The organism is Paenibacillus selenitireducens, assembly GCF_002021565.1.
In the GTDB taxonomy this organism is placed as follows: domain Bacteria; phylum Bacillota; class Bacilli; order Paenibacillales; family Paenibacillaceae; genus Paenibacillus_K; species Paenibacillus_K selenitireducens.
In genome coordinates, this window is sequence record NZ_MSZX01000003.1 from 51,464 (window position 1) to 73,335 (window position 21,872).

Sequence of the window (21,872 nt, forward strand, 5' to 3'; positions counted from 1 at the left end):
TATCATGCCGCGTTAACGTGGTAAAAACTTGGTGTATGAACACCCGAAACGGGGGAATCATTTGTGTCAACAGTAGTTGTTGTCGGAACCCAATGGGGAGACGAAGGTAAAGGAAAAATAACGGATTTTCTAGCAGAAAGCGCAGAGGTTGTAGCGCGTTACCAAGGCGGTAATAATGCTGGACATACCATTTTAATTGATAATAAAAAATATAAATTGAGCTTAATTCCATCTGGTATCTTCTATACAGACAAAATTTGTGTCATTGGAAACGGATTGGTTGTAAATCCAAAGGCATTAATCGAAGAAATTAATTATGTGGAAGAGAACGGGTTCTCGGCAGATAACTTGCGGATCAGCGATCGCGCGCATGTGATTTTACCGTATCATTTGGTCATCGATGCACTCGAAGAAGATCGTAAAGGCGAGAACAAAATTGGTACAACGCGCAAAGGGATCGGTCCGGCTTATATGGACAAAGCAGCTCGCAGCGGTATTCGTATCGCAGACTTAATGGATGCGGTTGAATTCGAAGCAAAATTGCGCCATGCGATGAAAGAAAAAAATGCGCTCATCCAACAATATGGTGGAGAGCCGCTTGATGTTGATCAAGTATTGAAAGAATATTTGGCGTATGCCGAAATCATTCGTAAGTATGTTACAGATACGTCCGTTGTCTTGAACGATGCGATTGATGCGGATCAAAAAGTACTATTCGAAGGCGCGCAAGGCGTGATGTTGGATATCGACCAAGGTACATATCCATACGTAACATCGTCGAACCCATCTGCGGGAGGCGTATGTATCGGTTCGGGCGTGGGACCTTCGAAAATTCAACAAGTTATTGGCGTAGCGAAAGCTTACACGACACGTGTTGGCGATGGCCCATTCCCTACGGAATTGAATAATGAAGTTGGAGACGCGATCCGTGAGGCTGGTCATGAGTATGGTACGGTAACAGGCCGTCCTCGTCGTGTAGGCTGGTTCGACAGCGTTGTTGTCCGTCATGCACGTCGCGTAAGCGGAATTACAGGATTGTCTTTGAACTCGCTTGACGTATTAACAGGCCTTGAAACGGTTAAAATTTGTACAGGTTACAAATACCGTGGCGAAATCATCCATCATTACCCTGCTAGCTTGAATGCCATTGCAGAATGCGAAGCGGTATATGAAGAAATGCCAGGTTGGTCCGAGGACATCACTGGAGCGAAGACGTTGGCTGACTTGCCAGAGACAACTCGCAACTATGTGAATCGCGTATCTGAGCTTACAGGTATCCCGATTGCGATCTTCTCCGTAGGTCGTAACCGTGAGCAGACGAATCAAATATTGCCGATTTATATTTAAGTCTTTGAAATGATGAAGCCCCAATTCACGCTATGAGGCGTAAAGATTGGGGCTTTTTTGCGCGAGTTGGGCATATTAATGGCGAACACATGAAAGAATTATATCTTAGTCTATATACAATATTTGTCATAGGCATCATGGTAGGAAAGTGGTAAAGTGGAGTTCGCTCTAGACAAGCTGATGGCGATCAGCGCACCATTTTCTTAGAATAGGAAGGTTTTAAATCATGACACAGCAACAAGAATTATCTGCCCGAGAATGGTGGATGAAAACACTAAAGGATGTCGGTATCACCGCATTATGCGGGGTGCTTGTCGGCATAGGCATTCAGTTATTCTTAACGCCGCATCAATTGCTTAGCGGAGGGGTTCCCGGGATCGCGATGATTGCGAATTATGCAGCGGGCTGGGATGTATCCGTTATTTACTTTATATTGAACTTACCCTTGATTATATGGGGATGGGTAGAACTAGGCCGGAGGTTTATTCTGCTTAGCTTGTTATCCGTTGTGGTTACCACGGTGACGTTGGGCGTGGTTCCCGCATTTCAAGTGACGACAGATCCGATTATGGGAGCTATCGTAGGCGGTATCGTGATCGCGATCGGCGTAGGGTACTCTCTGCGAGTAGGGGGGTCTACAGGCGGTTTTGATGTCATTGGGTTCATCGTAACGAAGAACCGAGATTTCCCGTTAGGGAACGTGCTAACGGTCTTAAACTCTGTCATTCTGGTTGTGTTAGGGTTCTTGGTGAACTGGGATGTGGCCTTCTATTCGCTATTATCCTTATTCATCAAGGGCAAATGTATCGATATGATTCATGTGCGGCATATGAAGGTGACCGCCTTTATTATTACGCAGCAGCGCGATCTGATGGCTCAAGAGTTGATCAAGTTCCCGCACGGCATTACGATGGTCAAGGCTTACGGATGTTATAGCCATACGGACAATTACATGCTGATGACGGTTACGACGCGCAGCGAACTACCCATGCTTCGGAAGAGAGTGCTGGAGATTGACCCCAAAGCCTTTATTAACATCGTGCAGACGGCGGAAGTCGTGGGCCGTTTCCGACGGGTTATATAGATGACAAATGAAACAACCGTACCTCAGAAATGGGGTGCGGTTTTTTGCTGTTATGTAGAGGATTGTTTAATATATATCATAAAAAATGGTTAAAAACGCGAATGCCCCCATTCTTTTCCGTTAATACTAAGAAGTATGTCTGCAACTGGAAACGGAGGAATGGGAGATGGTCAAAGTCTTCGCATGGTTCGCAAAAATCGTTGGGCTCGTCGTTGTCGTTAGCACCGTGACAGTCATTACGACAGGATTGATTGTCAATTCGTATATAGATAGCGTATTGAAGAAGTTCAACATCCAGCTCGAAGGCACACCCTTCGCGCTGTCACAGCTGTGGGGCGGCGCGAGCACCACGCCGCCCAAGAAGGCAGACGACGCAGGCTCGTCGTCTACCCCTAAGCCGCAAGGCGACGCCGTCCCCGCCATGGGCGGGGTGACGGCGCCTCCAGCGGCAGCCGGCGGCGATGACGCAGCCGCCGGCAAGACCGGCACCGCCCCTGCGGAGGGCGGTGCCGCGGGCGCCACAGGCGCCGATAGCAGCGCCGCCGATCAGGCGCTGCCGAACACCGCGACGCCGCCGGAGGAAGGCGTCGTCATCTCGCGCGACGAGATCGCGCAGAGGAAGGATCAGCTGTCTTCGGCTGACAAAGACAAGCTGTTCCTCTCGCTGATGGCCAAGATCCCAGCGGAGGAAATGCAGAAGATCTCGACAGCGGTAGAGGATGGCCTGACCGAGACCGAGCTGCAGGAAGTGGAGCAAATTATTGCTAAGTATGTCAGCAGTGAAGAGTACGATAAGCTTATCGAAATGTTGAAACAGTATTGAGTATTGGTATACACTAATGTAAAGCTTTCATGAAGCGTGCCCTACCCCAACCTTAAGAACTAAGGCGGAAGGCACGCTTTTTCCAATTTCGACAAATCATGGAACGATACTATTAGCCTACTCATAGAGTTGAATTTGGTAGGAAAGCTGTGGTAAAGTAGTCTCGTAGACAAAAAGGTTAAAATTTTGACACCTTTTAGAAACGAAATTGAAAATTCTAGCGAAAAGGAGAAGCGTATGTCTGATGTAAAAGAAGAAAAATCATGGCTTAGCAGAATTACTATACCCGAGTGGATGAAACGTTCGAAGAAACAACTTACGATTGCTGTAGGCAGTTTAGTCTTTATTGGTGTAGCCGCTTTCGCGGGGAACCAGTATGTTACGGCAAATACAGTTGAATTCTATAAAGTATATATGGATGGCAAAGAGATTGGAACGGTGAACAACAAGGCGCTTGTGGATCAACTGGTTACGATCAAGACCAAAGAAGTGGAGCAGAAGTACCCTGGTGTACATATGACACTAAATGCAGATAAAATCACATACGCAGCCGATAAACAATATAAACCAACGGTCAATAGCAACGAGACGATCGACAAATTAAGCGATTTGCTCGTCCCGACAGCGACGGGGGTTTCTTTGAAGATTAATGGTAAGGTTGTTGGTGTAGTGAAGGATCAGGAGACGGCTGATACCATTCTTGCGAAGGTCAAGAGCAAATACCAGCCGCAATCGACGGCAGCAACGAAGCAAGTCAAGGCCTTATCGGTGAAGTCGACGTCCGCAGCAACGGCACCTACGAAGACGAAGATGTCCCGCGTGGAATCGGTGGGATTCGTTGAGAAGGTAGCTACAGAGGATACTCAAGTAGATCCTTCTAAGATTTTAACCGCGGAGGAATCCTATAATCTCCTTGCGCAGGGCGAGATATCGCCAATCAAGTACACCGTCAAAGACGGAGATACGATCTCCGGAATTGCACATAAATTCAATGTCTCGCAAGGGGTTATATATAACAATAATCCGAAAGTGGACGAATTCAATTTGAAGATTGGCATGAATTTGGATCTGACGGTTTCCAAGCCGGCCCTAACCGTCTCGACCGTTGAGAAGGTAACGGAGAACATTGTGATCGAACCGTTGACCGAGAATCGGACGGATCCGAGCATGCGTGCGGGTCAGACCAAAGTCGTTCGTGAAGGGAAAAGCGGCTTGAAGCAAATGTCGTATATGCTTACCAAGCATAATGGCGATCTCGTCATTGAACAATGGCTTGGACAGAAAGTCATTACACCGGCTGTCTCCAAAATTATTGTTCGCGGCACGAAAGTTGTGGTGGGTGAAGGTTCAGGTAACTTTGCTTGGCCGGTTAGCAGTGCAAGCATCTCGAGTCCATACGGTACTCGTTGGGGTCGTATGCACAAAGGAATCGACATCACAGGCAGCCACAATGTCAAAGCATCCGATGACGGCGTCGTTTCCTTCGCAGGCACGAAGAGCGGTTATGGGAATGTAATCATTATTAACCATAAGAACGGCTATGAAACGCTATACGGACATTTAGATAGCTTCAAGGTGAAAAAAGGCGCTGTCGTTGAAAAAGGACAAGCCATCGCGATTATGGGGAACACCGGTCGTTCGACAGGAACGCATTTACACTTTGAAATCCATAAAAATGGTTCGTTACGGAACCCAATGAGCTTTTTGTAAGCCTTACATCATTTGCTATTATCTATTAATCATAAAGGAAGCACGCTCGATTCATAGTCGAGGGTGCTTTTTCCTGTTAGATATGGGTTGTCTCGGTATGTTAGAATAGGAGTATCATTTAAACAGTAAGGGCGGTGCATCAAATGTTCGGAAAAATTCTTGTTGTGGATGATGAACAGCCGATTGCAGATATATTGAAATTCAACTTGGAAAAAGAGGGCTATCAGGTCATTTGTGCTTTTGACGGAGGGGCGGCTGTCGATCTCGCATTAAAAGAAAATCCGGATCTCATCTTGCTCGATCTCATGCTTCCGGTCAAAGACGGCATGGACGTATGCCGCGAGGTTCGTCAGCATCTGCATACGACGCCAATTATCATGTTAACGGCGAAGGATACGGAAATTGATAAAGTGCTTGGGCTTGAGCTTGGCGCAGACGATTACGTGACGAAGCCGTTCAGTACGCGGGAATTGTTGGCGCGAGTGAAGGCGCACCTTCGCCGTCAGACCAAGGCTGCGCAGATTGCCGCGGTAGACACCGCAGTAGAAGATGAGAAGACGGGCGTGCCATATTATAATTTATTTATCGATACGGATATGTATGTGGTCTATAAAAATGGTGAGCCGTTAGATTTAACACACCGCGAATTTGAACTATTGCATTACATGATTCGGAACGGCGGTAAAGTCATGACGCGCGAGCATTTGCTGCAAGCGGTATGGGGCTTCGAATATTTCGGTGACGTGCGAACGGTGGATGTCACGATCCGACGGTTACGCGAGAAGATTGAGGATGATCCGAGCAAGCCGGAATATATTACAACGCGACGCGGCCTTGGCTATATGATGCGCAACCCAAAAACGGGAGGACTGTAAGTTCATGAAGTGGATTCGTTTTTTTCGCACGATTCAAGCGAAGCTCATCATTATCTACGTGCTGCTCATCTTAATTGCGATGCAGCTCATTGGTGTGTATTTCGTGAGTGTGATGAAAAACTCCCTAACGAGCAGCTTCACCCGTGATTTGAATGGCAAAGGCGAGCTTCTGGCGGGGATTGCCGTCAAATATTTGAATCCGAAGTCCGAAGAACTGACAGGGGATCATAACCTGACCATTGATGATCTGCACGATGTTATTCGCGATCTATTCAATATCAATGATGGTGAAATTCAAGTACTGGATGCTAGCGGCAAGGTATTAACAACGTCGCTTCAAGCCCATCAAGCATATATTGGCCGCAAGAATACGCAGACCGTGGTCAGCCGTGCGCTGCAAGGTATTCGGGATAATGAAGACGAGATGATCGATGAGAATCGGACACGGAAGAAGATTATCGCGAAACCAGTCATGAATGGTACCAAGGTACTTGGAGCCGTATATATCGTGGCATCCATGAAAGAAATGTACGACACGATGGAGCGGATCAATAATATCTTTATCTCGGGAACTTTGATCGCGCTGGGATTAACGGCACTCCTTGGAGTCATCTTAGCGCATACCATTACAAGTCCGATTAAGGAAATTACGAAGCACGCTACCGCGGTGGCGGAAGGAGAGTTCGACCAAAGGGCGCCTGTGCTTGGCACCGATGAAATCGGGCAGCTGAGCGAAGCGTTTAACTATATGACCCAGCGTCTCCATAACGCCCTCTCCTTGCATGAGGAAGAGAAGGAACGGCTGCAGACGGTCCTGACGAATATGAGTGACGGAGTATTGGCTACGGATGAGCAAGGCAAAGTGATCGTTATGAACCGTCGTGCTAAGGAAATGCTGCAGGTGGATGAGGGCGAGCTTGAAAATCATGACATTACGAAGCTGCTCGGCATCTCCATGGAACGGATGAATGCATTGGAGCAAGAGTCCAGACCTTCGATGCTGATGAATATCGGATTAGACAACGAAGAGGAGCTAATCATGCGTGTCATGTTCTCGACGATACACCGTCGGGGCGAAGGGGTTACAGGCACGATCGTTGTGCTTCAAGACGTCACGGAGCAGGAGAAGCTGGAGCAATCCCGTCGTGAGTTCGTTGCGAACGTATCGCATGAATTGCGGACGCCTCTAACAACGATTAAGAGTTATGTGGAGGCCTTGGATGACGGTGCACTCGAAGAACCGCAGCTGGCGAATCGCTTCGTCGGCGTTATTCGGAACGAGACCGAGCGGATGATTCGCCTTGTGACGGACTTGCTCCACCTCTCGCGTCTGGATTCGAAGCAAGCTATCTTGCGGAAGAAGCCGACGAGTATCGAAGAGATGCTCGAAGAAGTGAAGGATCGCTTCTCCTTCCAAATGAAGCAGAAGCGCATCAAATCCAATGTTCGAATCGAGAAAGGCATTCATACGATCCAGTTAGACCGTGATCAGATCGATCAAGTGCTCGATAATCTCGTATCCAATGCCATCAAATACACGCAGGAAGGCGATTTGATCGAGCTCGAAGCCTACAAGGACGGGCCTGATCGGATTGCGATTTCGGTAAAAGATACAGGTATCGGGATTCCGAAGAAAGATATCGATCGCATCTTCGACCGGTTCTATCGCGTCGATAAAGCGAGGTCCCGCAGTATGGGCGGCACAGGACTGGGCCTCTCGATTGCCCGGGAAATTGTCAAAGCTCACGGCGGTACCATGCAATTGGAATCGGAGCTGAATGTCGGCACCAAAGTGACATTTACAATCTATACACCGCAGGAAGGGAGTGAGGCGCAATGATGGAGAAGGCGAAGACCATTGTGCTGACGCTCTTGGTGGTACTCAGTTTAGTACAGACGTATTTCTTATCCTATAGCATGCCGAACTTTGACCCGATTCAGAAGACGGATAGCGATTATGTTAAGACAGAGACGATGGGACCGGAGGAGAAGATTGAGAATCTGATTTTTCCGGAACAGATGATTCTGCATTTGGGCGCTGGCAAACATACGGTGTTTTCGCCGGATTATATCTTTTACAAAGAGATTTATAAGCGTCTGCAAGGCCGGAAGTTCGACGGGTTCCAACGCACGCAAGTTCAAATGCTTGATCTGAACAAGATTCGGAACGAGGATCAAGGCATTGAGCTGGTGTTCGGTCAAGGCGTTCCTGTCACCTTGCTGCGTAAAGTGATGCAGATTCAGGGGGATCAAGTTTTCGGTGATGAAATGATTAACCGGATCTGGATCTTTACCTCCGACAATAAGGAGACGGTGCGAGCGCTGTTCTTCAGTACCAAGGATAATGTCGTCTACGAGGCTTTGAAGGCCGATTTGACCGTTCAAGATATTAAGCAGCATGTGGAGTTCGGGCAGGCGTGGGACAGCTACCGGTTGCTCTACAATGAGTATTACCTGCCGGATGCGCCGCTAAATATGGTGCAAGTTGAAGTGCCGTATAATCTATTCACTGCAGAGCAGATGCAGAAGAATCTATTCCCTGATCCAAGCACGACGAGAGACATTCAGGAGAAGGACGGTTCCGAGATCTTCACAGACAGCAAGCGGAGCCTGCAGGTTCGGCCTGAGCATCAATGGGTATCGTATTCCGACCCTGTCGCGAAGGTAGAAGGATCCAATGATGTCAGCGAGAGCGTCATGTCTGCCGTGCAATTCGTCAATCAGCATGGGGGTTGGAACGGGACGCATCGACTTGCCATTTCGATGAATCAGAATGACGGCAGCGATGTGTATTTCCAGCAATATTATGGTGCCTATCCGATCGTGGCAGATTCCACATTCCGATTCGGCAGCATTCATCTGGTCGTGCAGCAAGGTGTGGTCTCGAAATATGAGCGTTCCTTAATTAATCTGCAGGAGAAGGCCTCCTCGAAGGAATTAGTAACGTTACCTGGCGGCGATGAGCTGGCGACCAAGTTCAAGAGGTATTTGAACGAATCGAAAAGCAAAGTGAAATGGATATTCCCGGCTTATCGTCCTGTTCTTGCGGACAAAGTGATTCGCCTGATTCCGACATGGGCGGTGCGGTTCGAAGACGGGACCATGGATTATTTGAAATAACGATGAAAATATGAGGTTGAAGGAGGTTGTCCATGGATTGGGGTCGCGCCAAGAGCGTCTTAATATTAGCTTTTCTGATTCTCAATATTATTCTCGGTTACCAGCTATGGTTGGATGTGAGGGAACAGCTAACCTCGAACCTGGATTGGACCTCCTTGACTGAGGATACGAAGCTGAGCATGGAGAAGAAATCGATTCAGGTACAGGCGAAGATTCCATCGGAGACGCCGGCCTTGCCGGAGCGGACATTTAAGTTCGTCGATAATGTGCAAGAAGGGCAGCGGATCGATTTGGCGAAGCCAGTGCCGAGCCGATTGATTTTTACCGAGAAAGAACTTCGCAAAGCCTTGAAGGATCAAATACCTAGTATCGAACAATATTCCTACGATCCGTTAACCAGCTTAGATGGCATTTTTGCGCTGAATTATATGTTAGATGGGAAATGGCCGATGTTCGAGGTGCGGATGGAGCTGTTCTATGCGAACCAGAATATTCTTGGCTATCGTGAAAATATGGTGAAAGAGCTGGAATCCAAGGGGAAAAATGAGAAGCAGCAGAAGGTCATCTCTGCGACCAATGCGCTCGATTCGCTCATCGGGAAGTATTTGCCCGCAGGATCTATCATCAAAGAGGTTACTTTAGGTTATCATGGGCAGGTTTACAATGAAACGTTAGTTACGGCGCCGGCATGGCGCTTCGTCTTGGAGAGTGGTGATATTTACTACATGAACGCGATTAGCGGTGAAGTATATCATCCTAAGGGAGAAGAGCAGAAGGAGTAATGAAACATGGGGATGCAGTTTACCGTGTTGTCGAGCGGTTCAACCGGCAATGCGACAGTCGTACAGAATGAATCAGCTACCGTGCTTGTGGACGTAGGGATGAGCGCGAAGCGCATGGATGAGCTATTCAAGGAGCGGGAAGTCGATCCGACGTCCATCGACGCCATTGTGATCACACACGAACACTCCGATCATATCAAAGGACTCGGCGCACTTGCACGTAAGTATGATTTACCAGTCTATGCGAATGAAGCGACATGGGGCGCGTTAGATAAGCATATCGGGAAGATTGCCGATGAGAAGAAGGTTGTGATGCAGACGGGTGAAGCTCGTGATTTCGGAACGCTCCGCGTGGAATCCTACGGGATCTCGCATGATGCAGCCGAGCCTGTCGGTTATTGCTTTTACGATGGAGAAGAGAAGCTGAGTCTAGCGACAGACTTAGGCTATATGAGTGATAAAGTGAGAGACGCCATATCGGATTCCAATGTGCTCGTACTCGAATCCAATCATGATGTTGAGATGCTGCGCATGGGGCGGTATCCCTGGAATATCAAGCGGCGCATTCTAAGCGACGTGGGTCACTTGTCGAATGAGGCTTCAGGCGAAGCGCTCAGCCAACTGATGACGGGTAATACCAAACGTACGTATTTGGCGCATTTAAGCCGCGAACATAATATGATGGATTTGGCGAAAATGACCGTGCGCGATGTCATGGAAGATCATGGCATCTTTTTCAAAGAAGATGAATTTCAGTTGCGAGATACGTACTATGACCAACCTACACCATGGGATAGGGTGGGTAAACCATAATTTGGTCGATTTCGTTCGCCTTCGCGGCAATTTCTTCCCGTGTGAATAAACCTTTGTCGACCAGCAGTTCGATAAGGGTGCATAAGGCCAGCGTATTGCGATAATGCTCCTCTTTCAGGTCGGCAAGCTTGCCGACAATTTGGACTTGATCGAATGTCGAATGGGATGATTTCATTATCGGATTTCGTCTCCTTTCGATGTTTTTTTGTGTTATGATAGGGTGTAATAGAATGAAAGTTTTCACTTCGTTTCTATGTATCTAGTTTCTCTATTACTAGTGTAGGCAGTTATACCTCAAAACATTCCTATTATTTTTGCACAATGAGAGAGGAGATGGCCCGGTTGAGCTTTTTTGATGATGATTTCTACTCACCTAAGATTCCTCGCGCAGTAAAAAAATTCAGGGCTCGTAAAGCAACAACTACTCTTTCAAAAAAACCCAGCCCACGCTGGTCAACCTTAAAAATATCCGTCGTCAGCTCCGTTAGCAGTGCGACGGTTGCAATTTTATTATTTAGCTGGATTACAGGCGTCGGCGATAACCGCGCCGCAACCACGCTGGCGCAAGGAAGCGGCGCTCCAGGCAGCGGGCAATCGGCCTATGCGGGAGACCCATACGAGCGTATCATACAAGTTTCAGATGAAGTCAGTCCTTCGGTCGTCAGTATCGTGAATCGGCAGAAGAAAGACGGCGCGTCCGTGGAAGCAGGACTTGGTTCCGGCATTATTTTCAAAAAAGAAGATGGACGCGCCTTAATTCTCACGAACTTTCATGTTATTGACGGTGCGGATGAGTTGGAGATCGTTCTGAATAATGGACAGAGTAAAATCGCCAAAGTCGTTGGTAAAGATTTCACCTCGGATATTGCGGTGATCTCGGTCGATGATGAAGGGCTGCCGAAAGCCGCGGAGATTGGTGATTCAGCCAAGCTGCGGCGCGGGGAGACGGTGCTCGCGATTGGGAATGCATTAGGCCTCGGCGAATCCCTGTCCTCAGGGATCGTGAGTAAGACGCTGATGAGTGTCCCAATATCGCTGAGTGGCGATGGAACCTATGATTGGGAGCGTGAGGTCATTCAGACGGATGCGGCGATCAATGACGGCAACAGCGGCGGTGCGCTCGTGAATTTGCGAGGGCAAGTGATCGGCGTCAACGCGATGAAGATTGCGGACGTCGGCGTCGAGGGGATCGGATTTGCGATTCCGATGAATAACGCGATGGATATTGCGAATGCTCTAATCCATGATGGACGCGTGATACGAGCTTATATGGGCGTATACACGATCGATTTGAACAGTACGTATGCACCGATCACGGATGAACAACGTAAAGACTTGAAGCTGCCGGCTTCGGTGAAGGATGGCGTCATCGTGATGGAAGCTGCCGGTCCCTCCGAGAAGAGCGGATTAAAGCTGAATGATGTGCTGGTGAAGTTCGATGATCAGCCGATCCCGACGACCGTAGAACTGCGTAAGTATTTGTTCACCAAGAAAAAAGTTGGCGACACGATGACAGTGACCTATTATCGCGACGGCGAAGAGCGCACGGCGAATGTGACGCTTGGAGACCGACCGCAGGAGTAGGGAAGTCTGGATTCGGATAATCTAATAGCACCAAAGAGAAAGAGGGACGTAGAGAATGTACGTTGTATGCAAAGATCATGTTGAATTAGCGATCGATCGTTTCGTAGATGAATTTGAAGATGCGCCGGATGTCGTTGATCTGAACGAAGTGGACTTCCCTGAATGGAAGCCGCCTGTGAAATGCATGGAATGCGATCAGGAAGCGAAGTACTTGATTGTGTAGCGTTTGAATACGTTTTTTAAGGGGAAGAGTCCAATGGCATTGGGCTCTTTTTTTTTTATCTATGAACTTACGAATATCGAAGCGTTCTCGCATGCATGACTTTTTTTATTTATTCCAAAATAAGAAATGAAACTATTAGGCGTCGTTCCCCATCTAACAGGTGTAAGTGAAGGCGAAGGGGTGATAGATAATGAATGATCAACAATTGATACAACAGGCTAAATCAGGCAATAACGATAGCTTTGCGACATTAATCAAGAGCCGTGGAGAGAAATTATATAAGGTAGCTTACTGCTATGTAAAGGATGAGGCATTGGCGCTAGAAGTCGTATCTGAGGCAACTTACAAGAGTTATATCAGCCTAGATAAGCTGAAGCATACGGAGTATTTCGATACATGGTTAGTTCGCATTGTTATCAATGAAGCGATTGATTTAATCCGTAAACGCAAGCGGATGGTCCTCACGGGAGAGGTTGATCAAGAGATTGCCGCACCGCAGAAAACCGGGATTGAAGATCGTTTGGATTTATATGAGGCTATAGACCAGTTGAAGGAAGATGAGAAGGAAATATTAACGCTCAAATATTTTGGCGACTTAACGTTTGCTCACATCGCGAAGCAGCTGGGGAAATCAGAGAATACGATTAAGACCAAGCACTATCGTGCGTTGGATAAGGTCAAGGCTATTTTAGAAGGAGGACGTCAATATGGAATTAAAAGAATATGACACGCTAACCATCCCTAAGGAATTAGATGATTTTATCGATCGCGGAATCGCAAAAGGGGTAGCACACTCGAATGCAATGCCTCTCCCAAAAAGAAGAAATCCTTATCGCACTTGGGGTCAAGCGGCAGCAGCGGTGATTATTGGGGGCGGATTGTTCCTAACGGTCGCAGCGAATGTGCCTGTGATGGCGAAGGGATTGGAGAATATCCCAGTGATCGGCCAGCTGGTGAAGGTTCTGGACTTTACGCATCAGCAAGAGCAGTCTGGAGGTCAGGTGACGGATGGAACGAAGATAACCGTGGGTTCGGACAAGGAGAACACGATTGATATTCATTTTAAAATGAATGAAGAATTGGTTTCAGATGTACCGGCTTATGTGACGAAATACGAGAAATATCCATACCGGTTAACATTTGAATTCAATGGAGTACGTGAATTTGATGCACAGGCGGCAGCGGAAGAGTTCCGTCAAATGCCATTTGTGAAGGATGTCTATCGTATTATCACGATGGATGATTCCGCGTATCGTTTTGCCGTGGAGTTCACGCAGGATGTAGATGTCTCGGTATCCGAGTATAAAGAACCGGGAATGATTCAAGTGACTGCAAAAGCGAAGGATTCGAAGGAAGCAGGAACACCGGAATCAGCGTACTTTATTCAAAGCGGATCTTATGAGATGGGCGAGCAGTTAGCGATCTTGGAAGAATACTTATTCTCTTATGATGGCGTCAGCTTCCAGAAAGATCAGCAGGGAACGTATATCCTACAAATGGGACCATTCACAACAGAGGCAGAAGCTGCGAAGCAGCTGAAGCAAATCCAAGCAGAGGTACCCGATGCTGAGAGCTTCTATGTCGCAGAAAGAGCAGAGGGACAACGTCCGGCAGCGCGGTAAGATAAGGTACCTTTGGAGTAACAGTGAAGACAGAGATATACGCGTAATATATGAACGATGGATGTTGGGTTAGAAAGGCTTGAAGAGAAGTTTTGATGGTGTTCACTCTTACGACTTTGAATTGGAAGGTCGGTTCATAAGGGAGTGCATGCGTCGGAGCTTCTCTTTTTTTGTATCTGAATCTAAATCTAATTTTAAATCCAATTCTAAATCTAAATCTAAATCTAAATTTAATGCTAATGGCTTCATTCCTCAGCTCCGGAACAAATTCTGCGTCAACTACGGTACTCTTTCCCCCTTTATCCGCTTATGGCGGGTAATTTGCGTGTTAATCGTACAGCCTATTGTACAACGTCGTTTTTAAAGCGTTTTTTATCGTTCATACGTATCCCATATCAAGAAAATCCATTGAAAACGGTGAGGGAATAGCGTTCAATTTGGCACAAAAATACTTAACATCAACATTACGTATGAAAATTAAATTGTGTTAGGTATATGTCATGTTTGTCAGGGTATATTTGGGATGATTTGTATACTACGTCATAATAAACGACATCCCCTCCCTCTTTTTTCGCATTTTCGCCCCAAATCGACCGTTTTTACATGATTTCGACCGGATATTCACCGCAAAATTCTACAGCTTTTTCATGAGGTCCGACACGGGTGCGTGCTGTATACAACTACCCATAAAATCTATAGTAATACTAGATAGAACCACTATTGTAAAAAGGCGGTATTATGCGGTTTTCAGCAGATATATGAATCCTCTACATCTGAATATATAACCCATTGTGGTATAATAATGCGATTGAAATGATGTGTATTTATGCATAAAAGAAGGGAAGATTCCGTTGAATATACAGATCGTGTGTGTAGGGAAGTTGAAAGAAAAATATTTGGTGCAGGGGATTGCCGAATATAGCAAGCGATTGGCGCCATATGTGAAGTTATCTGTCCATGAGGTACCTGACGAGAAAGCGCCGGAGAACATGAGCGATGCGGAAATGCGCCAAGTGCAAGAGAAGGAAGGCGACAAAATTTTGGCGTATATCAAACCTGACACCCATGTTGTCGCTCTCGCGATCGGCGGCCAATTGTGGTCGAGCGAGGACCTCGCTGCACATATGGACAAGCTCGGAACCTACGGTACGAGTACCATCGCCTACGTGATCGGCGGCTCGAACGGCCTCTCGGAAGCGGTGCTGTCCCGTGCGCAGTCGAAACTCTCCTTCGGCCGTATGACACTGCCGCATCAATTGATGCGATTGGTGCTCGTGGAACAGATTTATAGAGCGGTGAAGATTAATCGGGGGGAACCGTATCACAAGTAGGGCGAAAAATTGGGTATAAAGAAGGATAGAGAGAAACGTAGGATGATGGAAGAAGAGACAATAGAGTTATGTTTATCCCCCTAGAGACGGACTCAAGGGGGATTTTTGTGTGACAAAATCGACAATGTTTTCCAAATGCGTGATATAATTATTATACGTTTTTGGAATTTGGAAGACATGGATACGGTGAAAAAACTGAGGCAGTAGTGTGATTGGAATGCAGCCCAGTTCATGTTCCTTGGAGTCCTTTCTTATAAGATAGGGAAGGAAATAAATCAAAATGGTAGATTGGTAAATGTGAGGGGGCAGAGGACATATGCCAGTGAATATTAAAAACTTAGATGAGATAAAACAGTGGTATAAGAGTAAAAAACCTATGTATTCTAGTCTTGCAATGAAAGTTGAATCTATTATTAAAGATGTTTTGGATTCTGCAGGGATTACTTACTATTCAATTTCTAGTAGAGCAAAAGAAATTGATAGTTTCATGAAAAAAGCTTCAAAAGATAAATATAATGATCCAATTAATCAAATTCAGGACTTAGCTGGTATTCGAGTTATTACTTATGTTAAATCGGAAGTTAATGATTGCTGTGAGGTAATAAAACCCCTGTTCAAAATAGATGAAAATAATAGTGCTGATAAAAGTATGGAATTAGGTATAGACAGAGTAGGCTACAGATCGGTTCATTATGTTGCTACACTAACTGATGATAGGTCCAGATTACCTGAATTCAAGTGGTTTGAAGGTTTAACCTTTGAAATTCAAATAAGGACGATCTTAGAACATGCTTGGGCAGACATTGCTCATGATAGAAGCTACAAATTTAAAGGGGAATTTCCATCAGAGTATGACATAGAGCGAAGGTTTGCTTTAGCATCCGCAACACTTGAACTTGTAGACAGAGAGTTTAATTCTATAGTACAAACGCTAGATAAATATAATAGTGAGGTTTTAGAAAAAACTAAACAGGGTGACTTAGACATCCCTATTAATACACCATCTCTAACAAACTATTTGTCACAAAAGCTTGCTCACCTAGTCGCAATAGGAAAAGTACAAGCAACCTTCAACGGTGGAGAAGAAAAAGTTATTGATGAACTTGTAGCGTTTGGCATTAACAGCATATACGAACTTGATCAGATAATAAAGGATAACCCTTTGAAATTCATTGCGGATTCCGATATTGAATTTAACTATTTGTCGTATCTCAGACACATAATGTTATTTACAGACATAGATAAATACTTTGATCACGCCTGGAAAAATAATTGGTATGCAATTGAGTATGGAACAGCAATTATGCTGAAGCATGCTGGGGTTAATATTGATGTTTTTACAAAATATGGTGTTCATATAAGTGTTGAAGATGATATAGATATAGATACAGAAGTGGAGCACCTAACTACAATAATTTAATAAAAGATAAGTTATGTTCAAAGAATTCAATCCGTTATGGTGACTGTTGCAAAAGTCTAATTCTTTAGATCAAAGTACAGTCAAAAACAAAACGAGCCTTTAGAATCGCCTCTAAGGCTCGTTTTGTTTAGAGAGACATATTTATTCTCCTTAGTTTTTGGAATACCACTATTGCAATAGTCTTATACAAAGAGTAGTTTTTTATATTGATATGTATACCTTGTGTTCAAACTTAACTTTGTGCTTATATACATTACGGTGAACCATATCATAAGTAGGGCGAAGTATAACTTGTAAATAATTTTTTTATTTGGAAGCACCGTTTAACAACATGGAAATCACCATGTTGTTAAACGGTGCATTTTGTCATTGGTCGCCGCTTCGATTTGCTTGTGATCAGCAAGCCGAGCGAAGCTGCTTCTTGCTGCTAACCGAGGAATTCCACGCGCACAGATTGCTCTTGCATGATTCTGCTCGAACCGACGATCGGGCGTGACCTCTTTTATCCTTGAAGAGTTTATTCGCTTTTGCAGTGATACGGTGAACCGTATGGGAATATAAATGGATTGTAGTTGGTTGTAAACAGTGTTACTCTAACAACGGTAAACTCAAACTCTATGCTCTACGATACTTTATTAATAGTCACAAATTTAGTTATAAAGAAAGGTAACACTATGATAAAAGTTGAAAACTTATCCTTCTCATTTCCACAAAAAGAACTATATACAAACATTTCATTTACGTTAGAAGAGGCACAGCATTGCGCTTTTATAGGAACAAGTGGCAGTGGTAAAAGTACACTGATCGATATACTGATGGATCCAGAAAGATATTTGTTCGAGGGCAAGTTAGAGATAGATCCAACCTGCACAATAGGGTATGTAAGTCAGTTCTCCCAACTAGACAAAACGAAAGAAACAACCGTTTTTGAATATATTGGGGAAGAATTTATTCAAATACAAAATGAAATACAATCTCTTTGTACTGAAATGGAAACATCATCGGATATTGAGCCGTTACTCGAAAAGTACCAATTAGCTTTAGACGCGTTTAATGCAATCGGCGGCGATAATTTTGAAAGCAACATTAATAAAAAACTAAATCTAGCAAACCTCATGAAGCTAAAAGATGTTAGGGTATCCGAGCTGAGTGGTGGAGAATTCAAACTTATTCAAGTGATGAAGGAGATGCTTAGTAGCCCCGACTTGATGATTATGGATGAGCCCGATGTATTTTTAGATTTTGAAAACCTAAATGCGCTTAAAAATCTTATTAATTCCCACAAAGGCATACTGCTAGTTGTTACCCACAACCGATATCTATTGAATCATTGTTTCAACAAAATTATTCACCTTGAAAACATGGAGATCCAAGAGTTTGATGGGCGATATATTGAGTATAATTTCTCATTACTTCAGACAAAAATTGAGTTGCAAGAAATCGCAGTCGCTGAACAAGAAGAAATTGAGAGATACGATAACATTATTGATAATCTTAGAGCTATCGCAACTATTAATTCAGAAGCATCTAGAGGGAGAGCGTTAAAAGCTAGAGTTAGATTTCAAGAGAGATTGGAAGCGCGTAGAATTAAAGCGCCATTTGTTGATATTAAGCAACCGAATATTAGTTTTGATATTGATCATGAGATTGAAGACACCATTGTTGTAAATGTCAGTAATTATAGTGTTGCCTTTGATGAGCTGCTGTTAGACAATGTTAGCTTTGAGATAAAATCTACGGATAAAGTAGCCATTATCGGTCCAAACGGTACCGGAAAAACGACTTTACTCCGAGATATCTTTAACAATAATCATGATTCCATTGAAATAAATGCGGATGCTAAAGTGACTTATCTATCTCAGCTTCAAGGCGAAGTGTTAAAGGATTCTAATACAATACTAGAAGAATTCATTGATGCTGGGTTTAGCACTTATGATGAGGTTAGATCGTATATATCACACTATGGCTTTGAAGGAGAAATCGTTAATCAGAAGATAGCATCTTTATCTGGTGGAGAAAAAAATATACTCCAATTGGCTAAAGTTTCTGCTAGTAAGGCAAACGTATTGCTTCTTGACGAACCTACAAGCCATTTAGACACCTATACACAAATCGCGCTGGAAAAAGCCATTGAAGATTATAAAGGTGCGATTCTCATGATATCTCATGATTTCTATTCTGTTGTAAATGGTATGGAATATGTTTTAATCATTAACGATAAGACGATTAGAAAAATGAGCATGCGAAAATTTAGACAGATGATTTATGCTAGTCATTTTGATAGAGACTATTTAGAAACTGAACAAAATAAAAAATCAGTTGAAATGAAAATAGAATTGGCTTTAAAAGATACTGATTTTGAACTTGCAAAAGTATTAGTTGATGAGCTAGAAGAGCTGATTAAGTTGCTTTAAATTACGATCCTCTGATTGAAATGAAGACCCCACAGGAATTAGAAGAGAAGGCACCCGATCGGGTGCCTTCTCTTTCGCTCAATAGATGATATGCTGAACCGTATCATAAGTAGGGCGAAATTTTTTTGGGAAATGCTCGCAGTAGCCTGTATATAGATCATGCCGACCATGGCTTGATCAACTTTTTTGGTTGGTAGTCCGCGGTTCAGTCAGACGTTGCTGAAATCGTGGAAGTTGTCTCCTGCTTTGATTTGATAATCCTCATCTGAGCATGCTGAACAGAGAGACATAAGCAAGGAAAAAGAGAGCGAAAATCCATGATTATCCTTGAAAATTTTGAATTCCAGATACTTTAACAGGGCCGAAAATAGCTGTTTGTGATAAAATGCGTGCAACATCTTCTGGTGACCTATCCATTCCACATTCTAACCAATGTTGAATAAGACCAAGATGAGCTGAACTGATATAAGCTAGTAAATAATCTGGAGGAACGATCACATTATCTTCTTTAAGAAATTGCGAGAATCTAAGAAGCAGGTTGTCCTTAATCACATGTTTTAACTTGTTCTGAAAAGCGGGATTCCCTTTTGGCCCCAATAGAATCTTTATGAATTTAGAATTTTCACCAATAAATTCAAATAACTGTATTGTTAAAGGCAACAAATCATCCACTTTCATTACTTCTTCATCATCATAGTTTGCATTGTGCCAGAAAGTATCTACAATTTTTTTGAGCCCTTCAAAAATCTCTTCTTCACCTTGTTCCAGCAAATCGTATTTATCTTTGTAGTGCTGGTAGAATGTTCCTCTATTAATATCGGCTTTTTCTGTCAGGTCACTAACTGTTATGGCTTCAAATCCTTTTTCCTCCATTAGTAGGGTAAAGGCCTCCATAATCATTCTCCTCGTTCGAATAATTCGACGGTCAGTTTTCTTTAAGATCATTTTTGCACATCCTTATGTATACCTTGAACATTTTCCTGCTTATTGTTGAATAATGAACAATTCCAAAACGATTGGTGATTGTTATTAATACTCTGTTTATTATAATGAACATGTAGAGTGTTAATCAACAATGTGTACATTATTTAACTACTTGTAGAATAGATTTTTTTGAAACTCTATTAAATATATTCACGGGTAAGTATAAGGAGGGGTAATTGTGCTACAGACGCGTAAAATTGCCATTATTGGTGGAACCGGGAGGGTGGGAAAGTATATCGCGAAAAGAGCGGTTGAAAATGGATATCACGTTCGGATGCTCGTGCGTAATCCAGATAATATGATTTTTCGTGACCATCGTATAGAGATTATACAAGGTGATGTGCTGGATGTGATTTCTTTGAGAACGGTGCTCAAAAGCTGCGATATAGTCATGAATACCTTTGGGCAACCTGCAAAAGCAGAGCCGGTATATAGTCAGGTAACAGAACAAATCCTAAATATCATGGATGAATTTGATATTTGTAGATATATTGGTGTCACAGGTGGATCACTCAATGTAACTGGGGATCAAAAGAGCATTAAGAATAAAATCGGTGCGAGATTATTTGCACTGTTCTTTTCTAAGATGATTATAGATAAGAGAAGGGAACTAAAAATATTAGAGAAAAGCCAAGTGGATTGGACGCTTGTACGTCTACCCTTTGTTATGGAGGGTAAAGAAAAGGGGAAAATAAAAGAAAATGAATTAGATATGCCAGGTAATTTCATTACGAATAACGATATCGCCAGTTTTTTAATTCGGCAAATCGATGATAAAAAATACTTAAGAAAAACCCCTCTTATTTCAGGTTAAATATTTAAATTCTGTATAAGCGCCGCGGCGGATTTTTTGCCGATAGACCGTTAAGCTGAACCGTATTTCAAATAACGGCAAGTTTTTTGGGTGACTATGTAAAGTTCGCTTAAGATATTCACTGCCTATACCCCTCATAATTCCAATGATATCCTTATCCTATATCAGATGCGCACCTGATGAATCCTAATTTAAGATGGAAAGGGAGATAAAAAGATGGGTAAGGACAATATCATAAAATCGATGCTTTCTGAAAAGGTTAGTATGACCCCGAATGGATTTGTTGCAGATCAATTAAACCCAGAACAGTTCGTAGATTGCCATGAATTGTTTTTTGACAAGATCTTTGAAATTCATTCTTCCGATATAACGGGAGTAGAGGGCTATGGCGAGTTCAACGAGGAATGTAAAACGGAATATGGGACCTGTAGGGAATTTCTGATCGATACATTCGCAGAAGATAAAGAGGGCTATTGGTATAATTGGAAGGAGATGTTTGAGACAACGGTTCTTGAGCGTGAATTCTTCGAAAAATACTTACAGGAAATGAAGGACAGAATTCCGGATTGTGAAGGAAAACGTTATTTGGTGTATAACAATACGTTCTTCATCAATATGATCACAGATGGCAAGACGACAGTCGGGTTCCCTGACTGGAGCAGATCCGGCATTTGCGATTTCCTTCTCGATTTTGCCATTATGGACTTGAATAAGCCGTACTTGCACATCCCGGAATTGTTGTTCGAGTATTGCAAGAAAAGGGGCATCGTCATACCAAATTTTAAGGAAAGATTCTTATGTATGGCTTATTATAAAGGGATCGACACCTTACGTTGGCATGCATCAATTGATGACACGGAGTCCTGCACGTCCATCATGAAATCCATTAGTGAATTGAAAGATCGAATATACGCCTTATAGTTATG

Annotated in this window: 20 protein-coding genes; 18 read left to right on the forward strand and 2 right to left on the reverse strand. The window is 43.9% G+C overall.

Features of this window, described 5'->3' with window-relative positions; all coding sequences use genetic code 11:
* Positions 1-63 precede the first annotated feature (63 nt).
* The 9 genes from BVG16_RS08035 (at position 64) to BVG16_RS08075 (ending at position 10,554) form a co-directional block, all read left to right on the forward strand.
* Entirely contained in the window at positions 64-1,347 is a 1,284-nt protein-coding gene (locus BVG16_RS08035) for an adenylosuccinate synthase (protein ID WP_078498040.1), read from the forward strand.
* A gap of 226 nt (positions 1,348-1,573) precedes the next feature.
* Positions 1,574-2,431 (forward strand): YitT family protein, encoded by an 858-nt coding sequence (locus BVG16_RS08040; protein WP_078498041.1) that lies wholly within the window; start codon positions 1,574-1,576, stop codon positions 2,429-2,431.
* A 166-nt stretch (positions 2,432-2,597) separates the two neighbouring features.
* Complete coding sequence (locus BVG16_RS08045) at positions 2,598-3,254, forward strand: hypothetical protein (RefSeq protein ID WP_078498042.1); 657 nt, start codon at positions 2,598-2,600, stop codon at positions 3,252-3,254.
* A 237-nt stretch (positions 3,255-3,491) separates the two neighbouring features.
* Positions 3,492-4,964 (forward strand): peptidoglycan DD-metalloendopeptidase family protein, encoded by a 1,473-nt coding sequence (locus BVG16_RS08050; protein ID WP_078498043.1) that lies wholly within the window; start codon positions 3,492-3,494, stop codon positions 4,962-4,964.
* A gap of 143 nt (positions 4,965-5,107) precedes the next feature.
* Positions 5,108-5,839: a response regulator YycF gene (gene yycF, locus BVG16_RS08055; RefSeq protein ID WP_078498044.1), complete on the forward strand. Its 732-nt coding sequence runs from the start codon at positions 5,108-5,110 to the stop codon at positions 5,837-5,839.
* Positions 5,840-5,843: 4 nt separating this feature from the next.
* Positions 5,844-7,679, forward strand: a complete 1,836-nt coding sequence (walK, locus tag BVG16_RS08060; RefSeq protein WP_078498045.1) for a cell wall metabolism sensor histidine kinase WalK — start codon at positions 5,844-5,846, stop codon at positions 7,677-7,679.
* A complete protein-coding gene (locus tag BVG16_RS08065; protein WP_078498046.1) occupies positions 7,676-8,959 on the forward strand; it encodes a YycH family regulatory protein in 1,284 nt (427 codons plus the stop codon). The genes walK and BVG16_RS08065 overlap by 4 nt, the downstream gene beginning before the upstream one ends.
* A gap of 32 nt (positions 8,960-8,991) precedes the next feature.
* A complete protein-coding gene (gene yycI / locus BVG16_RS08070) occupies positions 8,992-9,741 on the forward strand; it encodes a two-component system regulatory protein YycI (RefSeq protein WP_078498047.1) in 750 nt (249 codons plus the stop codon).
* Positions 9,742-9,747: 6 nt separating this feature from the next.
* A complete protein-coding gene (locus tag BVG16_RS08075) occupies positions 9,748-10,554 on the forward strand; it encodes an MBL fold metallo-hydrolase (protein WP_078498048.1) in 807 nt (268 codons plus the stop codon).
* Here the strand turns inward: BVG16_RS08075 and BVG16_RS08080 are convergent.
* Entirely contained in the window at positions 10,523-10,729 is a 207-nt protein-coding gene (locus BVG16_RS08080) for a hypothetical protein (protein WP_078498049.1), read from the reverse strand. The two genes, BVG16_RS08075 and BVG16_RS08080, sit on opposite strands and share 32 nt — an antisense overlap.
* 167 nt (positions 10,730-10,896) lie before the next feature.
* Here BVG16_RS08080 and BVG16_RS08085 point away from each other — a divergent pair, with 167 nt between their 5' ends.
* The 7 genes from BVG16_RS08085 to BVG16_RS08115 all read left to right on the forward strand — a co-directional run bounded on the left by BVG16_RS08085 (position 10,897) and on the right by BVG16_RS08115 (position 19,148).
* Entirely contained in the window at positions 10,897-12,138 is a 1,242-nt protein-coding gene (locus BVG16_RS08085; protein WP_144027329.1) for a S1C family serine protease, read from the forward strand.
* Between the two features lie 55 nt (positions 12,139-12,193).
* Entirely contained in the window at positions 12,194-12,361 is a 168-nt protein-coding gene (locus tag BVG16_RS08090) for a CxxH/CxxC protein (protein WP_078498051.1), read from the forward strand.
* A 190-nt stretch (positions 12,362-12,551) separates the two neighbouring features.
* Entirely contained in the window at positions 12,552-13,088 is a 537-nt protein-coding gene (locus tag BVG16_RS08095) for a sigma-70 family RNA polymerase sigma factor (protein ID WP_078498052.1), read from the forward strand.
* The gene (locus BVG16_RS08100; RefSeq protein WP_078498053.1) at positions 13,069-13,983 is read left to right on the forward strand and encodes an SPOR domain-containing protein; all 915 of its coding nucleotides are present in this window, start codon (positions 13,069-13,071) and stop codon (positions 13,981-13,983) included. Before BVG16_RS08095 ends, BVG16_RS08100 begins: the two co-directional genes overlap by 20 nt.
* Positions 13,984-14,834: 851 nt before the next feature.
* A complete protein-coding gene (gene rlmH / locus BVG16_RS08105) occupies positions 14,835-15,314 on the forward strand; it encodes a 23S rRNA (pseudouridine(1915)-N(3))-methyltransferase RlmH (protein WP_078498054.1) in 480 nt (159 codons plus the stop codon).
* Positions 15,315-15,630: 316 nt separating this feature from the next.
* Entirely contained in the window at positions 15,631-16,734 is a 1,104-nt protein-coding gene (locus BVG16_RS08110) for a GTP pyrophosphokinase (protein WP_078498055.1), read from the forward strand.
* Between the two features lie 674 nt (positions 16,735-17,408).
* Entirely contained in the window at positions 17,409-19,148 is a 1,740-nt protein-coding gene (locus BVG16_RS08115) for an ABC-F family ATP-binding cassette domain-containing protein (protein WP_078498056.1), read from the forward strand.
* 321 nt (positions 19,149-19,469) lie between these two features.
* Here BVG16_RS08115 and BVG16_RS08120 read toward each other — a convergent pair whose 3' ends face one another.
* Entirely contained in the window at positions 19,470-20,093 is a 624-nt protein-coding gene (locus BVG16_RS08120; protein ID WP_078498057.1) for a TetR/AcrR family transcriptional regulator, read from the reverse strand.
* A gap of 217 nt (positions 20,094-20,310) precedes the next feature.
* Here BVG16_RS08120 and BVG16_RS08125 point away from each other — a divergent pair, with 217 nt between their 5' ends.
* Together BVG16_RS08125 and BVG16_RS08130 are read left to right on the forward strand one after the other, a co-directional pair.
* Positions 20,311-20,946 (forward strand): NAD(P)H-binding protein, encoded by a 636-nt coding sequence (locus tag BVG16_RS08125; RefSeq protein ID WP_078498058.1) that lies wholly within the window; start codon positions 20,311-20,313, stop codon positions 20,944-20,946.
* Positions 20,947-21,162: 216 nt separating this feature from the next.
* Complete coding sequence (locus BVG16_RS08130) at positions 21,163-21,867, forward strand: hypothetical protein (protein ID WP_078498059.1); 705 nt, start codon at positions 21,163-21,165, stop codon at positions 21,865-21,867.
* Positions 21,868-21,872 lie beyond the last annotated feature (5 nt).